This window comes from Coxiella endosymbiont of Amblyomma americanum (assembly GCF_000815025.1).
Lineage (GTDB): Bacteria > Pseudomonadota > Gammaproteobacteria > Coxiellales > Coxiellaceae > Coxiella.
In genome coordinates this window covers 368875-388661 of sequence record NZ_CP007541.1, presented here as the reverse complement: position 1 = coordinate 388661, position 19787 = coordinate 368875, and the positions used below count along the sequence as shown (strand labels likewise).

Genomic DNA, 19787 nt, shown 5'->3' with positions numbered 1-19787 from the left:
AAAAAAATACACAAAAAATCATGGAACGTGTATTTTAAGTTGACATCTTTTCACGTATTTTGGTATGTAATCATTGCTTTTTCAACTTTACAACATGTGAACGCACAGAATTAATAAGTTGAAAAGCTTTAGAAAAATAAGATATTCGAAAATGAAAGTCAGAAACTATTTTTTTTGGTCTGTCATTCATAGTTACTGCAGAAATAACTGCTATGTTCGTTACTCCAGTGCTTAAAACAGCCTCTAATCGTTCTAAATTGATACCACCTATTGCTACAATAGGGTAGGGTGAAATTTTATGCCAATAACGCAGAGCGGATAATCCTTGAGGCAAAAAGCGCATGACTTTAGAGGTTGTTTTATATATAGGTCCAAACGCAATGTAAGAAGGTAGTGCAGCGTGAGCACACGCCAATTCGTAAAGTGAATGAGTGCTGATTCCTAAACGTAAGTTGGCAGAACGAATAGCAGAAATATCAGCAGTCTTTAGATCGTCTTGTCCTAAATGCACACCATAAGCACCTGATTCAATAGCCAGTTTCCAATAGTCATTAATAAAAAGTTTTGCTCGGTAATATCGACGAGCTAAATTTACACTTTCTGCTATGATTCGTTTGACAATGAATAGTTTTTGGTTTTTAATTCGCAGTTGTATCGTGCGAATACCCCAAGTTAATAATTTTTTCACCCATGCAATGCTATCAACGATAGGATAAAAGCCCAATTTACCACAACTTGGAAAAGCAGTAGAAAGTGTAGCGCTGTTAATTCGTTGTGTTACTGAAGGCAAACTAACTGAACGTCGAGGAAAGCCTTGTCTTCCTAAGAGTGCATTGCCTTCAATCTTAAAACTACTGCGAATGCCTTGATAGACATACATTTTCCCTAAAACTACTGCATCTTCCAGTGAATACCCTCGAGCTACAGCAGAACTAATTGCTGAACTTAAACTACACCCTGTTCCACGAACACTGACTCCCTTAATTCTAGGATTAACCAACCAAAATTCTTTTTTACCGTTAGTAAAAAAATCACAAGCTTCATTGGCATTTAGATGTCCACCCTTTAATAATATTGACTTTACTCCTAATTTTAAAAAAGCTCTAGCGATTGTCACCATATCTTCTTGAGAATGAATTTTTTCTTGAAAAAACATTTCGGATTCAGGAATATTAGGAGTTAGTAAATCCACATAGGGAAAAATAAAATTTTTTAAATCATGCGGTTCTATAAATAAAACACCCGATGTTGATCGTAAAATAGGATCGCAGACAACAAAACCTTTATACTTTTTCAAGTAAGAACTTACGACAAAAATTGCTTTTCTACCCAAAAGTCCTAATTTAATAACAGACGGCACAAATACCTTTTCTAGGCTTGCGATTTGCGTTTGAACGAGATGGGCATCGCAAAATTTTACCTCCAATACTTCTTGCGCATTTTGTGCTGTAATAGTAGTGATAACGGTAGCTGCATGAACATTAAAATCACAACAAGTAAGCACATCGGCTTGGCAACCTGAACCACTGGAACAATCGGAACCGCCCATTACCCAAATAATTTTTTTTTTCATTTAGATAAATGTACTAAAAATGGTTTATCTATTAAAGGTGTTGTAGCTTTAGCAACATTGCGTTTTTCAATCATTCCAGATTTATAGCCTAATCGCCCAGCTTTAATCGCGTAAGCAAACGCTTTAGCCATTGTAACAGGGTTATTAGATAATGCTACTGCCGAATTTAATAAAATTGCATCAAAACCCATCTCCATAGCTTGTACTGCATGCGACGGTTTTCCGATGCCTGCATCAATAATTAATGTGATATTAGGAAATCTTGTTCGCAAAAGACGTAATGCATAAGGATTCATTAACCCAATGCCACTTCCAAGTGGAGCAGCCCAAGGCATTAAAATATGACAACCAACATCAATTAAACGCTGACATAACACTATATCTTCTGTGCAATACGGTAATACCTCAAATCCTTTTTTAACTAACAATGCAGCAGCTTCTACGAGTACAAAAGGATTAGGTTGCAAAGTATATTCATCTCCAATAATTTCTAATTTAATCCAATGAGTGTTAAACAATTCTCTAGCTAATTGTGCTGTTATTAAAGCTTCTCTAGCAATAGAGCATCCTGCTGTGTTTGGCAAAATATGACAAGGCAACGATCGTAATAATTCCCAAAAGGAATTCTTTCTTTTCCCTGGCAACTGTCGACGTAAAGACACAGTGATAATCTCAGTATTAGATGCATGGATAGCTTTTCGAAGAATATTTGGGGATGGGTACTGCGCAGTGCCTAATAATAATCGTGAGTTAATTTTGGTATCAGAAATAAACCACATAATAATTAGCCGCCGTATATAGCAGTTATTATTTCAACGCGATCTCCAGAGTGGATAATAGTTTTTTCATAATTAGTCATATTAATTACAACCTCGTTAATCGCTACAGCGAATACCCCGGAAAAATTTTTTTCACTTAACAACTGTTTTAATGTAGTGTGTGGCTGTATTGTCACGAGTTCACCGTTTAAATATATATTCGGCATTTTTTGTATATATCTCCTTAAATCTTATCTTAATTTCTAATGCTCTTTCATCTTTTTTATAATTTTATCAATTAATGCTGGTGCTAGTAAAAACCCACAACGGTATAGCCCATTAATAGCAACCAAACCATTCTTCCAGCGAATACGAGGTAAATTATCAGACAATGCAGGTCGCAGAGCCGTTACTGTTTCTATAATTCTCGCCTCAGCAAATCCACGATGAATACTATAAGCCGATGATAACAATTCTAGACAAGAGCGCACAGAAATAGGGGACGTGTCCTCCGTCTCAATTTCACTTGCACCTACAAGATAAATGTGATTTGGTCTCGGAACAATATATACTCTATAACGAGGATGAAGCAATCGCACAGGGCGACTGATATGCACATCTGGTGCGTGTAGGTAAATTAATTCCCCTCGCACGGCTCGTAAATCATCGAATTGATCTCTTCCACCAATTCCACGGCAATCAAATACATAATCAAAAGAATACGGTGTTTTTTGGACAAAAATACAATGAGGCACTATTTTTTCTACTAATTGATTCTCATGCCAATCAACAGTTAGTTTATTTGCTAGCGCTCTTAATATTGCTCGTGAATCAATATGTGCTTCTTGAGGCAAGAAATATCCGTCTTGGAAATTTTTTAATTCCGGTTCTAATGCTCTAATTTCAGATAACGATAATTTGTGAATGTACAACTCCTGGATCTTATGCCTTATTTGTTTAATCCAACGCTCTTTTTCTACTGTATCTTCCAGATGAGAAATTACGAGCGTTCCTCTTTTCTGAAAGAAAATGGGTTCTGACAACTCATCTAGCCACAATGTCCATTGTTGCAGCGAATACATACCTAAATCGAAAATTACTCTACTAGACGTTTCGCATTCAGATATTGGTGACAACATTCCCGCTGCAGCATAAGCTGCACTTCTTCTGCCACACTTACTATCCTTATCAAACAAAGTCACTTGCCATCCCGCTAAAGAAAGTCGCCACGCTAATAAACGCCCTATTAAACCAGCACCAACAATTCCGACTCGCATCAAATTTTTTCTTTTTCTAAAGCATGTCGTACTTCGTGACTTATTTTATAAGCACAAAATTTAGGTCCACACAATGAACAAAAATGCGCATGCTTTGCCGACTCCTTTGGTAAACTTTCATCGTGCAACACACGGGCTGTTTCTGGATCTAGTGCTAAATTGAACTGGTCGTGCCAACGAAATTCAAAGCGAGCTTGAGATAGTAAATCGTCTCGGTGTCTTGCAGCTGGGTGTCCTTTAGCCAAGTCCGCAGCATGAGCTGCTATCTTATAAGCAATTAAACCCTCTTGGACATCCTGTTTGTTTGGTAATCCTAAATGTTCTTTCGGAGTTACATAACACAAAAGCGCACACCCTTGCCATGCAATCAAAGCTGCACCGATACTGCTGGTAATATGATCATAACCAGGAGCAATATCAGTGATTAGAGGACCAAGCGTATAAAAAGGCGCTTCTTGACAATACTTTAATTGCTTTATCATGTTTTCATGAATCAAATGAAGCGGTATATGACCTGGGCCTTCATTCATTACCTGAACATCGTATTTCCACGCAACATGATTTAATTCTCCTTGAATCTTTAATTCAGAAAATTGTGCTTTGTCATTAGCATCAGCGATAGAACCAGGTCGTAATCCGTCACCTAAAGAAAAACTAACATCATAAGTACGCATAATCTCACATATTTCTTCAAAATGTGTATAAAGAAAATTTTCTTTTTTATGTAGAATACACCATTTCGCCATAATAGAACCACCACGAGAGACAATGCCAGTTACGCGTTTATTCGTAAGAGCAATAAATTGTCGTAGTACACCAGCATGAATTGTAAAATAATCCACTCCTTGTTCTGCTTGGGATATTAATACATGACGAAAAACATTCCAATCAAGCGCCATAATATCCCCATTTACTCTTTCTAAAGCTTCATAAAGTGGCACCGTGCCAATAGGTACTGGAGAATGGCGTAAAATCATTTCCCGAGTTTCCTTAATTTTCTTTCCTGTCGATAAATCCATTACAGTATCAGCCCCTTTTTGTACAGCCCATATTAATTTTTCAATTTCTTTGTTCGTAGATGAAGAAATTGCTGAATTTCCAATATTTGCATTTACTTTGACTAGAAAATTCCGACCAATAATCATTGGTTCACATTCCGGATGATTAACATTTGCAGGCAGAATAGCACGTCCTTTAGCGATTTCGTCTCGCACAAACTCTGGAGTAATTTTCCGAGGTATTTGGGCTCCTAAAGAATTTCCGCGCAAACGTTGCTCACGTTCTGGATTAATTTTATATGGAATTTTTTGTTTTTGATTTTCCCGAATAGAAACATATTCCATCTCTGGCGTAATAATACCTTGTTTTGCAAATGCTAATTGAGTCATAGATCGACGACGTTTTGTAATCCATGGTTCACGTAATCTGGGCAATCCTTGAAAATTAGAAAAGATGGATCTGTCTGTATAAGAACCTGAGGTATCGTAAGCAATTAATACATCTCCATTCGTTAGTTGAATCTCTTTCATGCCTACACGAATGGTAGGAAAAAGTTTTCCCTGATAATAAATTTTTTTTGAAGTAAGGTAATAAGGTGTCAATTATATTCTCCTGTGTTCTTTACAAAATACAAGTGTTTATAGAAAAGGAAAAGATACAACAAATACATAGATTAAAAATTCTCTTATCTGTTTGTATAAGCAAATCCATGTGGATTCACCTAACCGCTTTTCTTAAGAAGGAAATGAAAGCATACTGGACTGATGGCTTAAATATCAAGTGAAATGATAAAAATGTTCTTTACTCAAATAAAAACAATCCCTTCCAAAGAGAACATTATTAGCAGTTTTCACAGTTGTCTATACAAAATAAAACAATTAATTTTAGACACGAAATAGTCTAGCTGAAAATACAACATATTAGTTTATCAATAAAAATTCATTAAGAAATTACTGACTATCTTAGAAAATACTGTCATACTCACTGTTGTGCATGTTCTTATTATTGGAAATGGGGGTCGAGAGCACGCTTTAGCGTGGAAAGTAGCGCAATCGGCTCGTATTAAAAAAATCTGGGTTGTCCCAGGTAACGCTGGAACTGCTATCGAAAATAAAGTGCAAAATGTTTCTATCGATACTGCTGATATTCATTCTCTAGTTAATTTCGCACAAAAAAATAAAATAGATTTCACTATTGTAGGTCCTGAAGTGCCGTTAGCGTATGGGATAGTCGATCAATTTCATAAAAAAAGACTAAGTATTTTTGGACCAACTCAAACAGCTGCACGATTGGAAACTTCGAAAAATTTTTGTAAAGAATTTTTGAATCGATATAATATTCCTACTGCAGATTCTATTTCTTTTACAGAAAAAAAAAATGCTTTATTGTATCTTTCCAATCAATCGTTTCCTATTGTTATTAAAGCTAATGGGCTTGCCGCGGGAAAAGGAGTTTTTATTGCGCAATCGTTTATAGAAGCTAAAAATATTGTTATTTCCATGTTAGAGGAAAAGAAATTAGGTGTAGCGGGACAAGAAATCGTAGTTGAGGACTTTTTATACGGAGAGGAATTAAGTTTTACCGTTATAATTAGTGGTAAACATTTTTTACCACTGGCTAGCTCACAAGATTATAAGCGATTATTATGTGGAAATAGAGGACCAAATACAGGAGGTATGGGTGCTTATTCACCTGTTTCTCGATTGTCGAATACTCTACAGGAAAAAATAATAACTGACATTATACGTCCTACCATTACAGGTTTAGAAACAGAAGGCATCGGGTATAAAGGATTTTTATATATAGGATTAATGATAACTCCAAACGGTGTACCAAAAGTGTTGGAATTTAATGTGCGCTTGGGCGATCCTGAAACGCAAGTGCTTATGATGCGACTGCAATCAGATTTAACAGAATTAATATTATCTGCTCTGTCTGATAATTTAAATCAAATCAACATTATTTGGGATCAGAGAGTTGCTTTAACTGTTGTCATGGCTTCTAAGGGATATCCCGGAAATTATAAAAAAGGAGATATTATTAAGGGATTACGCCATATTTTTCTGCCCACTGATATAAAAATTTTTCATGCAAACACGATGAAAAATAATAATCTCATTGTTACCAACGGTGGACGTGTCCTTTCTATAACCGCTTTGGGTTTTAGTGTACAAGAGGCACAAAAAAAAGTTTATCGAATCGTTAGTCAAATTAGTTGGCCAAATTGTTATTACCGAGATGATATTGGTTTATAGCATTACCATTTATAATTAGATTATCACAATTGATTATTGTAATTCATTATTGGTATAAGTGAGTGTGTACTGCACTTCCAATCATTGTCATTCGATTTTTGGCGTATATTTTTCGAAGAAAACAACTGTCGTATTGTCATAAAAGACATTGCGCTAGTATGAAAGAGATCAACCACATTGTCGTGTATTAAAATTAAACATATTTTAAAAATATTCGTACTAATTTTGGTTTAAAACTCACCAATGGGATTTCTACTTTTTTTTCTTAATAGTTTCAAGAAATCCTCATGCGCTAGTGTTTCTTTTTCATTTGCTTTTATAACACATAAAGGTTTACGGTCTTTATACAGTTTTTGCATTTGCATTTGAGAAAGCTGTGTAGTACTAGTTAAATCTTGATGTGCAAACAGCTGATTTTGTCCACTGGTCATTAATAAGTAAACTCTGGCGAGAAGTTCAGCATCTAGTAAGGCGCCATGTCGGTGACGATTAGAATTATCAACACAATATCGTCGACAAAGGGCGTCTAAACTGTTATGCTGTCCTGGATGCTTTTGCTGAGCAATAGTTAAAGTGTCTAAAATTTGACAATAATCAATAACCTTTTTAAAAGATCTTCCAGTAAGTTGAAATTCGTAATTTAAAAAAGCTACATCGAAAGAAGCATTGTGAATAATTAACTCTGATCCTTTTAACAGCATAATAATTTCGTCTACGATATCTTTAAAAGCAGGTTTGTTAGCTAAAAAATTTTCTGTAATACCGTGAACAGCAAAAGCTTCACGTTCAATAGAACGATTCGGATTAACATAAAAATGAAGAGACCGTCCTGTTAAACGTCTATTAATCATTTCTAAACAACCTATTTCAATAATTCGATGTCCTTTATCCAAATCAAGGCCGGTTGTTTCTACATCTAAAATAATTTGTCGCATAAAAACTTTTTTTAACACGGTTATAAATTTTATTGAACCATGCACAAAATATAAACAGTGTGTAATTTTTCAGAAATACAAAACTTTAGGTAATGTAAAAGCTGGATTATAAAACGTAAACCTAGAATTTGTAAATCAAATAATCACTAGTAAAAAATGACAAGATTATCTTGGACTTTTTTGCAAATTGTTAATTATTTGATTTTTTAGTGAAAAGAGAAACAGAAAATTTATGAGATATGTAAAATATTTCATAAATTGGATGGCATTGTCAAAAATAAAATTGGAGATTTCGAAATGAAATTTTTTCTGTAAGCCAAGCAATAGCAATTGACTAATTAATCCGTGTTCAATTACTTGCTAAAATCTTTTTACAATTCATTTTATTAAGCTATAATTAAACGCAATAGTAGTGCTTGATTGGATGCATTGACATAGTTTTGTGGAAGAATTTTATATGGGCAAGTAGTTTACTGTTGTATCACTTTAGCTATGTAATTTTTTAAAGGAGAACATGAATCGTGGTATTGCTTAAATGCACTTCTCTCTTCTTTTTTTCTTTTTCTATTCAACAAAATGAAGAACGACAATATTATATACTTATACTGTGACGGTGCTTGTCGTGGTAATCCAGGTCCTGGAGGATGGGGGGTGCTGTTACGTTACAATGATCACGAATATCAATTCTATAACGGAGTGTTTAATACAACTAATAATCAAATGGAACTAACGGCTGCCATTGAAGGACTAAGATCACTAAGACATTCTTCTCACATTATTGCCACTACGGATTCTCGCTATTTATATCTTGGAATAACTAAATGGTTATCTGCATGGAAAGAAAGAAAGTGGAAAACCTGTCAAGGTAAACCAATAAAAAATAGGACGTTATGGGAATCCCTCGAAAAAGAAACCAAACGTCACAAAGTTTATTGGAAATGGGTAAAGGGGCACAGCGGACATTTAGAAAATGAAATAGCGGATCGGTTAGCCAATCAGGGCATTAATGAGTTACGTTAAATTTTTTAAATTTAGATACTAAAAAATCATTTGTATACTTTTGTGTCTCACGTAGTTTTTTCTATTCCCGCTCTTTGCGATAACCACGTCTGGATTGTGGTATGTCTAAAAAAAAGAAACGCCATAGTAATCGATCCTGGAGAAGCAAAACCAGTTCTTGATACATTTGAGAAATCAAATCTAACATTAACAGCTATATTGCTTACTCATTACCATTGGGATCATATTAACGGAATTTCTGGTCTTTTAGAGAGATACCCTGTTCCTGTTTATGGACCTTCTGAAAACTTAATTCCTCTTTGCAGCCATCCCCTTCAAGATAGGGATTATCTTACTTTACCTTCACTGGGTATTACTTTTAATATCTTAACCATCCCAGGACACACTGTAGAGCATATCGCTTATTACTGCAAGCGCCAATGGGTTTTTACTGGAGATACTTTATTTACTGGAGGTTGTGGCCGAATTTTTACAGGTACACCATATCAACTGTATCAATCACTTTGTAGATTAGCAGCTCTCCCGTCCAACACTCAAGTATACTGTGGACATGAATACACTAAAAAAAATCTCGAATTTGCTCAGATAGTTGACCCTAACAATCTGAATCTTAAAAAAAGAGTTATGGAAATTAAAAAAAAAATTAACAACAATTCTTATATACTGCCTTCTACTCTCCAATTAGAAATTAATACCAATCCTTTTCTTAGATGTGATAAAAAAGATATTAAAAAGAGCTTAGGGAAATATTACGGCTGCTCCTTTCTCTTTTCTGATACAATTGCCGTCTTCTCAGCTTTACGTCAGTGGAAGAATGAATTTTAATCATTTAACACAGAGCGTGACGAAAATCTGAGATTTTATACATTTTCATTAATTTATCACACTTAACCACTATAATTTAACTAATTGTAGTGGTATTAAATCGTAATCATTATAATCTTCCATGAATAAAGATAATAACAAATAAAACAATACATAAAAGTTGATTACGAACGTGCTATTGTTATAGTCTAAGAGTCAAGTATCTATAATTAGAATACGATTTTTTTCTATAAAGAGTTAGTGATAAACCGGATGTATTCTTACTTTTCTTTAACACAATTTGACCGTAAGCAAGCGGACGTTGTTCTGTTGAAGCTGTTTTTTCAATTAATTTTTCAATAATAACATCATAAAAACTTTTAATGATGCCAGAAAAATAGTTTCAACAACTTAATAAAATATCTATACTGTTTGGAATCCAATTGCCACGCAAATTATTTAAAACAGCTATGGAATTAAAAAAAAGAGATCCTTTTTAACCATATGATCGCTCGAATTTTAGATGGACGCGCGTGTGCAAAAAAAGTCAGAATGCGTGTAAAAAAAGCCGTTTCTGCACTACAAGCACAAGGGATGCGGGTTCCCGGTTTGTCCATGATTTTAGTAGGAGACAATCCTGCTTCCAGTATTTATGTTCGCCAGAAAGAACTGGCTTGTCGCTCAGTTGGTATTCGATCAACAGTCTATAGAATGAACGATACCGTTTTGGAAACGGAATTAGCAACAAAAATTAATCAATGTAATATTGATCCAAGTATCCATGGCATTCTTCTACAACTTCCTTTACCTATACATATTAATGCTTTTCGTTTGCTAGAACAGATTAATCCATCCAAAGACGTAGATGGATTTCACCCGTATAATCTTGGTTGTCTTGTTCAGCGACATTCAACGCTGCGTCCTTGTACCTCCGCTGGGATTATCACTCTTTTGAGAGAAACTAATCAAGACCTTTCAGGAAAGCATGCTGTTATCATTGGAGCTTCTAGCATTGTGGGTCGTCCCATGGCTTTAGAACTATTATTAACCAAGTGTACTGTTACTATATGTCATCGCTTCACTCAAAACTTGGATAAACATGTTAATACAGCAGATCTATTAATTGCTGCCATTGGAAAACCTGGCATTATTCAAAGTAAATGGATTAAACCAGGGGCTATTGTGATTGATGTTGGATTTAATAGATTAGATCAACACACAATTACAGGCGATATCGATTTTAAAACTGCTAAAGAAAAAGTCTCCTGGATAACTCCAGTTCCAGGAGGCGTGGGGCCGATGACTGTTGCTACTTTGCTTGAAAACACATTAAAAGCTGCTAATAATAGCACTGAATCTAAATAAAATAAATACGCATTTAAGAAAAAAGGCCTCTCCTGTGTACAGACAGAGAGGCCTTTTTCGTCTAATCACAATATTCCTTTTTATATTACAAATTTATAACCTACATTCATTGTAAGCAAATGAACTACAGGTGTGACAAAGCGATTTGAAGATGCGCTTCGATAACCTGGGACAAAAACGTACTGTGTACTTACAGACCAATTTGGCGTCAGATAGTACTGCATACCTGCAGCAAATAATGGATTCCAATAATTGGAACAACTGCTAACGTTATTAGTACTGTTTAAATCTGAGCTCGCTAAAGCAATGCTAGACCAATTGTAGGTATAGGAAACACCTAATTTACCAAACGCATAGGTATTCCCATAAATAGAGGCCATGCCTTTTAATGCTGTATAAGCAACACCACCCTTTATTGCAAAGGAACCTGGGTCAACTGTGTTAAACGTAGCTTTAGGTAAATAGAACCAACCGCCTTCAAGAGCAATATTTTTATTGAACTGATAACCTAAGTCACCCCCGAAGGTAGAACCACCATCTCCTCGGGATGAGCTCGAAATAAGCGAAAAATTCTTTAATATACCTGGAACAGTTGTCACATCGCTACCCCATGGATGATAGACATAACCCGCATTACCTTCAATATATATCCCTGAATACTCCCCACCTGCTGGGGTAGAAACGTAATCAGGACCTCCAGCTACTGCAGCAGAAGTAACACCGACACTAGCAATACTAGCAGTAACAAATGTTATTAATTTTTTTACCAACATTAAATTTCCCCTATTAATTAAGTTATTTTTCTGATAAAGAGCAAACTATTCTAATAGCAATTTCTCTCTTAATGCAACCCTTATTAGTATTATTTTTTAAAGTAAAATAGTTTTCAAGTTTTAATTGAAATTTTCAATCATAAACTACACAAAAGCGCATTTGTTTACCCTCGTCAACAGCGAGATTTACTATCAGCTTACCAAAGCATAGAAATCAAAAAACAGAAACAATTTTTATGCACTCTTACTTAATTGTTTTTAGTGATTTTTCACGGAGAATTGTGACAAAAGACCTGCACTACTTATACAATAAGAACTTAATTCCCTAACACCAACGTTTTAGTAATTTAGTAACATATAGTGGATATTGTGTTAACATCTGTTTAGCAATTCGTTGCACTAAAGTTAATAAATATTGGTCTCGACGTAAATCTGCAACGCGCAGTCGAGATGGTCCAGATTGTCTTTCCCCTAACAACTCTCCTGGCCCACGCAATTTAAAGTCTTTTTTAGCGATAGAAAATCCGTTTTTTTCACTACGCAGTAAGACCAAACGCTTTTTTGCACATTGCGATAATGGTTTTTTATACAATAAAACACAATAACTCTTGTCTTTTCCGCGTCCCACTCGTCCTCGTAATTGGTGAATTTGGGCTGTACCTAATCGCTCCGCGTTTTCTATTACTATTAAACTCACATTGGGGATATCTATCCCTACCTCAATTACCATTGTTGCAATCAACAGATCGATTTTTCCTGATTTAACATCTGCTATTACAATGCTTTTTTCTTGTTTACTTAGTCGTCCATGAATTAGGCCTACGGTTAAATGAATCAGTTGCTTTTTTAGTTTTTGGTAAGTAGTTTCTGCAGATTGACATTGCGGTATCGCTGCGCTATCTTTTATTAGTGTGCAAACCCAGTAAGCTTGTCTGCCTTGTTTGCAATGCTGTTTAATGCGCGCAATTACTTCATCACGCCGTTCGTTAGACACTAAAATAGTAGTGACAGATTGTCTTTCAGAAGGCAGCTCATTCATAATAGAAACATCAAGATGCGTACAGATTGTTAGCGCTAAAGTTCTTGGAATAGGCGTAGCTGTCATGATTAGCTGATGTGAATAAGCAGAAATACTATCGTTGCTTTTCTCTTGAAAAGTCAATTGTTGATGTACACCAAAGCGATGCTGCTCATCAATAACAATTAGACCTAATTTATGAAAAATCACTTTCTTTTGAAACAGTGTGTGAGTTCCAACAATCACTTGGTCCTCGCCATAACGTATTTTGTGTAATACCCGCCTTCGAGTTAAATTGTTCAAACTACCAGTTAGATACCCTACTCTTATTCCTAAAGGACTTAACCATCGTTGCAGGGAACGATAATGTTGTTCGACTAGTACTTCTGTCGGTGCCATTAAAGCACATTGATAGCCATTTTCAACTATTTTTATAATTGTCATTGCCGCTATAATAGTTTTACCTGTGCCGACGTCTCCCTGAATTACTCTTTTCATAGGACACAATTGTTTTAAATCTTTGTTAATTTCCGAAACAACACGTTCTTGAGATGCTGTCAAATTAAATGGCAACAACTGACGCAATTTTTTTTGCCCATCTGTTTCTAAAGTTATAAGTGGCGCTACATACTTTTTCGTTTGAATACGTAATTTTAAAAGACTAATTTGTTGTGCGGTTAGCTCTTCAATAACGAGACGTTGTTGCGCAGGATGCCTACCGATTTCTAACAATCTAAGAGGAGCATTTAAAGGAGGGCAATGAATATATGTTAAAGAATCTGCTAAAGTCAATAAATGAAAGTTTTTACGTAAAGATCCTGAAAATAATTCTTCCAAAGCGTCTCGATTTTTTAAGTAATTGAGTGCTTGAGACAATAAATCGCGTAACTTAACTTGTGACAGTCCTTTTGTTGTTGAATATACAGGAGTAAAATACTCTGTAATTGGCGAAGAAGCAGTTGTGTCATTAATAGCTTGATATTCTGGATGCACCATTTCTAATTGATTCTGAAAATTTTTATAAACTGTACCAAAGCATCTTATTCGTGATCCACTTCTAATCAATTTTTGATATTGCCGAGAATTAACATAGTAGAACCTCAAAGTAAGACATCCTGTCTCATCTTCGATAAGACAACTGAAATTACGTTTTTTCCCATGGTTTGTACTCGTAAACTTAACAAATCCTTCAACAGCTGTTTTCTTACCATTCTGCAATGCCCCTAATGCGGTTAATTGTGCTCGATTTTCATATCGCAATGGCAAATGCAACAACAAGTCTTGAAGAGACCGGATATTTAAATTGTCTAACAATCCGTTTGTTATTGGACCTACACCCCTAAGAGAAGAAACTGGAATATTATCTAGCATTTGTAAATCCTCTAGCACCAATTTACTGCTTTCATGAAGCGCTCAAATAGTAGCTTACTCGCGTAATAATAACCAAAAACTGAGATTACAATTTCTGCTACTATATTCTCTCATCAATCGCAACAAAACAAATTTTGATATTTATTAGAGGACACGCAATCTTTATACAACAAAGCATTTTTTCTGTTAGGTACGTTTCTTTAGATTCTAATTCTGACATTTTTGGAATAAGAACTTTTCATAACTTTAAAGACTGTAGTTAATTCTTTTTACACTACACAAGTCAGAAAATGTAAAGCGAACTTTTCATATATTTAGGAAGTAGCCACAGTTTTCTTATTATTAGGAACATGAGAAAAAACAATGTTAGTACTTTTCATGTCTTCTTCTACGGTATAAATATCAATATTTTTTGTCACGTCATACCCAGCAGCAATTTCCCGAAGCGCAATAACAGTGGACTTATCATTGTCTGGAGGAACCATAGGATCAGCCCCTCCTAACTCTAACACATGAGCCCTCTTTGCTGCTTTTAATATCAAATCAAAACGGTTTTTAACGTGCCGCAGGCAATCTTCAACAGTAACACGCGCCATTAATGAGATCCTCTTTCAAATAAATTACTCAAATTTTTTTTCTCTAATTTTCTTTTTAAGGAAAATATCCTACTAGTTTTTTAAAAGCTCCGCCAGTAGCTTTGTAAATTTCATTCTCTGAACCTCTTTTTGTAATCGAACGGCGCTAATAATATAAATCAAGTCCTGTACTGCTGACTTAAAATTGTCGTTGATCACAAGATAATCATACTCTATATAATGAGCTATTTCTTCATGAGCAGTTGACAATCTTTGTATAACACCAGTACTGTTGTTACTTTCATGTCTCTTCATCAGACGTTCTCGCAAAGCGTGCATTGATGGAGGCAGTATGAAAATAGTAACTGCAAATGGAAACAACTTGCGTATTTGACGAGCACCTTGCCAATCGATTTCTAATAGAACATCTTTTTTGGCTCTTAATTGCTTTAGAACCCATGTCTTAGAAGTTCCATAATGATGGTTATGCACTCTGGCATGTTCTAGTAAAGCACCTTGTCTTATCATCTGCTGAAATTGATTTTCGTTAATAAAAATATAATCCACACCACTACAATCTCCAAATCGTAGTGGTCGAGTAGTGTAAGAAATAGAAATTTTTATTTCATCCAATTCACCAACCAACGCGCGAACCAAACTAGTTTTTCCAGCTCCGGAAGGAGCTGATACGACAAAGAGATGTGACCTTTGTCTTTTATCCAAACCATTACAACCTGTATTAGAGAGGTAATACTTAATTACAATCTATTTGTATTGAAAACTATAAGCGTTAAGCATTGCGCTTTCATTTATACACAAATAAAACATATTGAATGACATTCTACTATTATACGTTACTTCAATCATAAAAGATATTTTTCAGCTGCTACGAAATTTTATTTCCAAGCTGTCTAGACCGGTGTTGACTTTCTTGGAAATATCTGCAAGATTGTACTTACAGTTCGTATATAATTTTTCTGTGTTGTCAGAACGATTTGTATAGTCGCTTTTTAGTGCAAGTTGATTGTTAAGCATAAAGTCATCGTGAAGATTATACGTCGATGGATTGTAAAATAAACGTTTTAGTTTATCTATAATACAAGATTATGGAAAGCAAGTTTAGTTGGTTTGCCCCATTAAGTTAGGCAAAAAGGGGATTGTGCGTACAAACAAAAGAGCGACTGATGAGTTGCGACATCTTACTTTTATTACTCAATTTACTTCTTACGCTGAAGGCTCTGTGTTAGTGGAAATGGGACAGACAAAAGTAATTTGTAATGCTAGTGTCATTGCAGGTGTCCCGCGTTTTCTTAAGAACAGTGGCCACGGATGGTTAACTGCCGAGTATAGTATGTTGCCACGTGCTACCTGTAATCGCACAGATCGCGAAGCTGTAAAAGGTAAACAAGAAGGAAGAACAATAGAAATTCAGAGATTAATTGGTCGTTCCTTACGAGCAGCCCTCGATCTAAAGTTACTCGGTCCTTACACAATTACTCTTGACTGTGACGTTATTCAAGCAGATGGCGGTACTCGAACAGCAGCTATCAATGGTGGTTGTGTTGCTTTGATACAAGCGTTGCAATTCTTGCGAAGAATAGGTACTTTACAACAAGATCCACTGAAATATTTAGTTGCGGCCGTCTCTGTCGGAATCTATAACAATATTCCCATCTTAGACCTTGATTATACTGAAGATTCTAATGCTCACACAGATATGAACGTTGTGATGACTGATAGGGATACTTTTATTGAGATTCAAGGTACTGCAGAGAGATATTCTTTTTATGCTAAAGAACTGGGCGAGTTAATTAATCTTGCGCGTCTGGGTATTAAGCACATCATCGCAAAACAAAAGGAAGTCCTAAAAAAGAGAGGAGGTTAGTGGAAAATTATACACGGAGTCAGCTACCCATTGGGGTATTTGATTCAGGAGTAGGTGGACTTACGGTGTTGCAGGAGCTCATTAATCATTTGCCTAGTGAGTCCTACACTTATCTGGGTGATACCGCTAGGGTATCTTATGGAACAAAAAGTTGTAGTACGATCGTGAACTACGCTATACGTATGGCATCCCTGCTTGTAAAACAGGGTATTAAATTATTAGTGGTGGCTTGTAATACCGTTTCTGCGGTGGCATTGTCTTTTCTTAAAACACAGTTTCCAGATATTCCTATTGTAGGTGTTATAGAACCGGGGGCTCGAGAAGCAGTTAATACTACTAAAAATAACCGAGTAGTCTTACTTGCTACTGAAACTACCATTCGATCTGGAATTTATCCAAAAATCATATTTACACTAAATCCCAACATTAGCATCAATAGTTATGTCTGTGGATTGTTTGTGGCACTAGCGGAAGAAGGATGTATTAATAATGAAATTGCAATGCTTGTGACAAGAAAATACTTAGAACCCGTTGTTAATAATCGTTGTCAATATGATTCTGTTATTTTAGGGTGTACGCATTTTCCAATTTTTACTGATTCGTTGGTAAAAATTCTTGGAAAGAAAATCAACATCATCAATACAGCAATGGCAACTGCGGTAACAACAAAATCGATTATTCGAAAAAAACGCTTAGAAAACACAACTCTGCATTCTAGACTAAAATTTTTAGTTACTGATTCTCCAGAGCGATTTGCTCGAATTGGAGAAATCTTTCTCGGTCGTTACATTAATCCTAATACCGTTTACTTGATTGATAACAAAAACCAATAAAATTAGACAATAATATGTCTTAGAAAATCTACGTTCTAGCTATATATCTAGTAATCATCTAAAATAAAAAGTGCCGATTTAAAGGTGCCCAGTTTGTTGGGACTAGAATAAGAAGCGCTTTTTGAAAAGAACGTTTTGCGCATTGTTTTTTAAAATTATCTACGGAATAAGGATAGTTTCTTGATCGAAAAGAGCTTTCTTCTAAATACAGTGCATGTGAGGTTTTACTAGTTTCTTGTACAATAAGAAAAATAAAAATATGGAAGAAGAAATAGCAAAAATTTTACTTGATATTAACGCGGTTACTTTCAATTTTAAAAAACCTTATCGCTTTTCTTCAGGATTATTATCTCCTATCTACTGTGACAATCGCCTTATTATTTCCTACCCAGAGAAACGTAAAATAGTTATCGATTCTTTATTACATTTAATTAAAAAAAACGACTTGCAATTTGATGTCATATCAGGCATTGCAACTGCAAGTATTCCGCATGCTGCTTGGATAGCGGATCGGTTAGATTCACCAATGATATACGTGAGAAATAAAAGAAAAACCCATGGAAAAAAAACTCAGATTGAAGGAAACCTAAGACTAGGACAGAAGGTACTAATAGTTGAAGATCTGATCAGTGTTGGAAGAAGCACTGTCGCTTCTGCGCGCATACTACGTCAATTCGCAACCGTCGAGGATTGTGTCACTATTTTTTCCTATCAATTGCTTAAAGCACAACAAAACTGTACCAAAGTTAATCTTAACTATTATGCTCTTTCTAATTTCAAAATTTTAATTAACGTTGCGCTTTTCGAAGGTTATATTACTAAAAGAGAAAAAAAGAAAGCCATAATTTGGAATGAGAATCCCGAAAACTGGAAACCCTAATTAGCGTAACTTGTTTCTTGTGTCAACATAGTGCGCATTTAAAATTTGAAGTGAATTTATTTTATAATACGCCGGCTCCCTTAAGATTTCTGAAATTCATAAATTTTACGTCAATAAATAATATGGCATTCAATACTGACCAGAGCTTCCAAAACTTCCCGTGCTTCTGTTGCTTTTTTTAAATTTTTTAACTATTTCAAACCCTATTTTTAGAATAGGTACTACTACTAGTTGCGCAATTCTTTCTCCCGGTTGAACAATGTAAAGGCATTGACTGCGATTCCAACAGGAAATCACTATTGGACCTTGGTAATCAGAATCAATCAAACCAATGAGATTGCCTAAAACAATTCCATGGTGATGCCCTAGCCCTGATCTAGGTAATATAATAGCTGCGACATTGGGATCACAGAGGTGGATTGCAAACCCAGTATCGATTATATAAGTTTTTCCAGAATAAACACTTAGCGGCTTATCGATACACGCTCGCAAATCAATCCCAGCCGAACCATCTGTCGCATAAGTGGGCAGTGGTATTTGCTTTCCAAGACGTTTATCTAAAATTTTTAATTGGATACAATATGGCATAAAATCTCCATGAAAGTATAAAATATACGCTTCTAATCAATAACAGTTTTTATTTTTAATCAAAGTTCAGATGTGTAACCTTATTGGTACTAGTAAAATAACATATTGTATACCGCACATCTTTTAGGTACTCTTACGTCTTAATGTATTTGACACATAAATAAAAAACTCTTTAACTCGTCTTTATTGCTAACAATGTTGCATCTCATAAATATACATAATTCTTTTAAAATAAAAAATATTACCAATAAAAAATACCTTAGTTTATAGGTTAATTTATGCATTTTTCATTATGCATGACTTTATAAAAAATATATCTTCGTATACGATAGATAAATTTTGGAGATTAGGTTTATGGCAAGAATATGTCAAGTAACTGGAAAGCGACCTCAAGTTGGGAATAAAGTATCTCATGCAAACAACAAAACAAAACGCCGTTTCCTACCAAATTTAAAGAAACGTCGACTGTGGTTTTCGGAGGAAGGGCGCTTTTTGACTTTGAAAGTATCTATTCACGGTATGCGCATTATTGACAAGTTAGGTGTTAAAGCAGTACTCCTTAAAAGGAATATTTAGAAAATAAAAGGATCAGCAAAATAAAAAATGTAAATAAGTAAACTAAATAATTTTATACAGGCAAGGTAATTTTTATGGCTATTAAAATTCGTGAAAAGATTATGCTACAATCCACCGGAAAAACTAAATATGGTAGATTAACTTGCACCTGTTACACGACTACAAAGAATAAAAGAAATACCGAAGGAAAATTAGCTGTCAGAAAATTTGACCGGCGTGCTTGGAATCCAAAAACGGGGAAGCTTGGAATGCATGTGCTTTTTAAAGAAGGAAAAATACCGAAATAACGATGGAAAACTTTT

20 protein-coding genes are annotated in these 19787 nt (G+C 35.0%); 9 read left to right on the top strand and 11 right to left on the bottom strand.

Annotated elements, in window-relative coordinates; all coding sequences use genetic code 11:
* Positions 1 to 70 precede the first annotated feature (70 nt).
* Genes thiE through thiC form a run of 5 tightly spaced genes read right to left on the bottom strand, consistent with a single transcriptional unit; the run spans position 71 to position 5209 of the window.
* A complete protein-coding gene (thiE, locus tag Z664_RS01850) occupies positions 71 to 1573 on the bottom strand; it encodes a thiamine phosphate synthase (RefSeq protein WP_084588732.1) in 1503 nt (500 codons plus the stop codon).
* The gene (locus tag Z664_RS01845) at positions 1570 to 2352 is read right to left on the bottom strand and encodes a thiazole synthase (protein WP_039669989.1); all 783 of its coding nucleotides are present in this window, start codon (positions 2350 to 2352) and stop codon (positions 1570 to 1572) included. The genes thiE and Z664_RS01845 overlap by 4 nt, the downstream gene beginning before the upstream one ends.
* A 5-nt stretch (positions 2353 to 2357) precedes the next feature.
* Complete coding sequence (thiS, locus tag Z664_RS01840; protein ID WP_039669988.1) at positions 2358 to 2558, bottom strand: sulfur carrier protein ThiS; 201 nt, start codon at positions 2556 to 2558, stop codon at positions 2358 to 2360.
* A 36-nt stretch (positions 2559 to 2594) separates the two neighbouring features.
* Positions 2595 to 3608 (bottom strand): glycine oxidase ThiO, encoded by a 1014-nt coding sequence (gene thiO / locus Z664_RS01835; RefSeq protein WP_039669987.1) that lies wholly within the window; start codon positions 3606 to 3608, stop codon positions 2595 to 2597.
* On the bottom strand, positions 3608 to 5209 hold the full coding sequence (gene thiC / locus Z664_RS01830) for a phosphomethylpyrimidine synthase ThiC (protein WP_052246335.1): 1602 nt from the start codon (positions 5207 to 5209) through the stop codon (positions 3608 to 3610). The genes thiO and thiC overlap by 1 nt, the downstream gene beginning before the upstream one ends.
* 387 nt (positions 5210 to 5596) lie before the next feature.
* Between thiC and purD the strand changes: the two genes are divergently transcribed.
* Positions 5597 to 6862: a phosphoribosylamine--glycine ligase gene (gene purD, locus Z664_RS01825; RefSeq protein WP_039669986.1), complete on the top strand. Its 1266-nt coding sequence runs from the start codon at positions 5597 to 5599 to the stop codon at positions 6860 to 6862.
* Between the two features lie 230 nt (positions 6863 to 7092).
* Here purD and dnaQ read toward each other — a convergent pair whose 3' ends face one another.
* Entirely contained in the window at positions 7093 to 7797 is a 705-nt protein-coding gene (gene dnaQ, locus Z664_RS01820) for a DNA polymerase III subunit epsilon (protein WP_039670232.1), read from the bottom strand.
* 576 nt (positions 7798 to 8373) lie between these two features.
* Here dnaQ and rnhA point away from each other — a divergent pair.
* The 3 genes from rnhA to folD all read left to right on the top strand — a co-directional run bounded on the left by rnhA (position 8374) and on the right by folD (position 10986).
* Positions 8374 to 8817, top strand: coding sequence for a ribonuclease HI (gene rnhA, locus Z664_RS01815; RefSeq protein WP_039669985.1), 444 nt, complete (start codon positions 8374 to 8376; stop codon positions 8815 to 8817).
* 42 nt (positions 8818 to 8859) lie between these two features.
* Positions 8860 to 9642 (top strand): hydroxyacylglutathione hydrolase, encoded by a 783-nt coding sequence (gene gloB / locus Z664_RS01810; protein ID WP_039669984.1) that lies wholly within the window; start codon positions 8860 to 8862, stop codon positions 9640 to 9642.
* 483 nt (positions 9643 to 10125) lie between these two features.
* Positions 10126 to 10986 (top strand): bifunctional methylenetetrahydrofolate dehydrogenase/methenyltetrahydrofolate cyclohydrolase FolD, encoded by an 861-nt coding sequence (gene folD / locus Z664_RS01805; RefSeq protein WP_039669983.1) that lies wholly within the window; start codon positions 10126 to 10128, stop codon positions 10984 to 10986.
* Between the two features lie 80 nt (positions 10987 to 11066).
* On the opposite strand, the gene Z664_RS01800 is transcribed toward folD, so the two are convergent.
* The 4 genes from Z664_RS01800 to gmk all read right to left on the bottom strand — a co-directional run bounded on the left by Z664_RS01800 (position 11067) and on the right by gmk (position 15446).
* The gene (locus Z664_RS01800) at positions 11067 to 11759 is read right to left on the bottom strand and encodes an outer membrane beta-barrel protein (RefSeq protein ID WP_039669982.1); all 693 of its coding nucleotides are present in this window, start codon (positions 11757 to 11759) and stop codon (positions 11067 to 11069) included.
* 325 nt (positions 11760 to 12084) lie between these two features.
* Positions 12085 to 14148 carry an ATP-dependent DNA helicase RecG gene (recG, locus tag Z664_RS01795; protein WP_052246334.1) on the bottom strand — a complete coding sequence of 688 codons (2064 nt, stop codon included), beginning with the start codon at positions 14146 to 14148 and terminating at the stop codon, positions 12085 to 12087.
* A 314-nt stretch (positions 14149 to 14462) separates the two neighbouring features.
* The gene (gene rpoZ, locus Z664_RS03135; RefSeq protein ID WP_084588731.1) at positions 14463 to 14744 is read right to left on the bottom strand and encodes a DNA-directed RNA polymerase subunit omega; all 282 of its coding nucleotides are present in this window, start codon (positions 14742 to 14744) and stop codon (positions 14463 to 14465) included.
* A 72-nt stretch (positions 14745 to 14816) separates the two neighbouring features.
* Positions 14817 to 15446, bottom strand: a complete 630-nt coding sequence (gmk, locus tag Z664_RS01785; protein WP_039669980.1) for a guanylate kinase — start codon at positions 15444 to 15446, stop codon at positions 14817 to 14819.
* A 436-nt stretch (positions 15447 to 15882) separates the two neighbouring features.
* Here gmk and rph point away from each other — a divergent pair, with 436 nt between their 5' ends.
* The 3 genes from rph (at position 15883) to pyrE (ending at position 18321) form a co-directional block, all read left to right on the top strand.
* Positions 15883 to 16608 carry a ribonuclease PH gene (gene rph / locus Z664_RS01780; RefSeq protein ID WP_039670230.1) on the top strand — a complete coding sequence of 242 codons (726 nt, stop codon included), beginning with the start codon at positions 15883 to 15885 and terminating at the stop codon, positions 16606 to 16608.
* Positions 16608 to 17441, top strand: coding sequence for a glutamate racemase (murI, locus tag Z664_RS01775; protein WP_039669979.1), 834 nt, complete (start codon positions 16608 to 16610; stop codon positions 17439 to 17441). Before rph ends, murI begins: the two co-directional genes overlap by 1 nt.
* Before the next feature lie 259 nt (positions 17442 to 17700).
* Positions 17701 to 18321, top strand: a complete 621-nt coding sequence (gene pyrE, locus Z664_RS01770; protein ID WP_039669978.1) for an orotate phosphoribosyltransferase — start codon at positions 17701 to 17703, stop codon at positions 18319 to 18321.
* Positions 18322 to 18450: 129 nt separating this feature from the next.
* Here pyrE and dut read toward each other — a convergent pair whose 3' ends face one another.
* Positions 18451 to 18909 (bottom strand): dUTP diphosphatase, encoded by a 459-nt coding sequence (gene dut / locus Z664_RS01765; protein WP_039669977.1) that lies wholly within the window; start codon positions 18907 to 18909, stop codon positions 18451 to 18453.
* A gap of 354 nt (positions 18910 to 19263) precedes the next feature.
* Here dut and rpmB point away from each other — a divergent pair, with 354 nt between their 5' ends.
* Positions 19264 to 19485 (top strand): 50S ribosomal protein L28, encoded by a 222-nt coding sequence (rpmB, locus tag Z664_RS01760; protein WP_039669976.1) that lies wholly within the window; start codon positions 19264 to 19266, stop codon positions 19483 to 19485.
* 74 nt (positions 19486 to 19559) lie between these two features.
* On the top strand, positions 19560 to 19772 hold the full coding sequence (gene rpmG / locus Z664_RS01755; RefSeq protein ID WP_039669975.1) for a 50S ribosomal protein L33: 213 nt from the start codon (positions 19560 to 19562) through the stop codon (positions 19770 to 19772).
* The last annotated feature ends 15 nt before the right edge of the window (positions 19773 to 19787 follow it).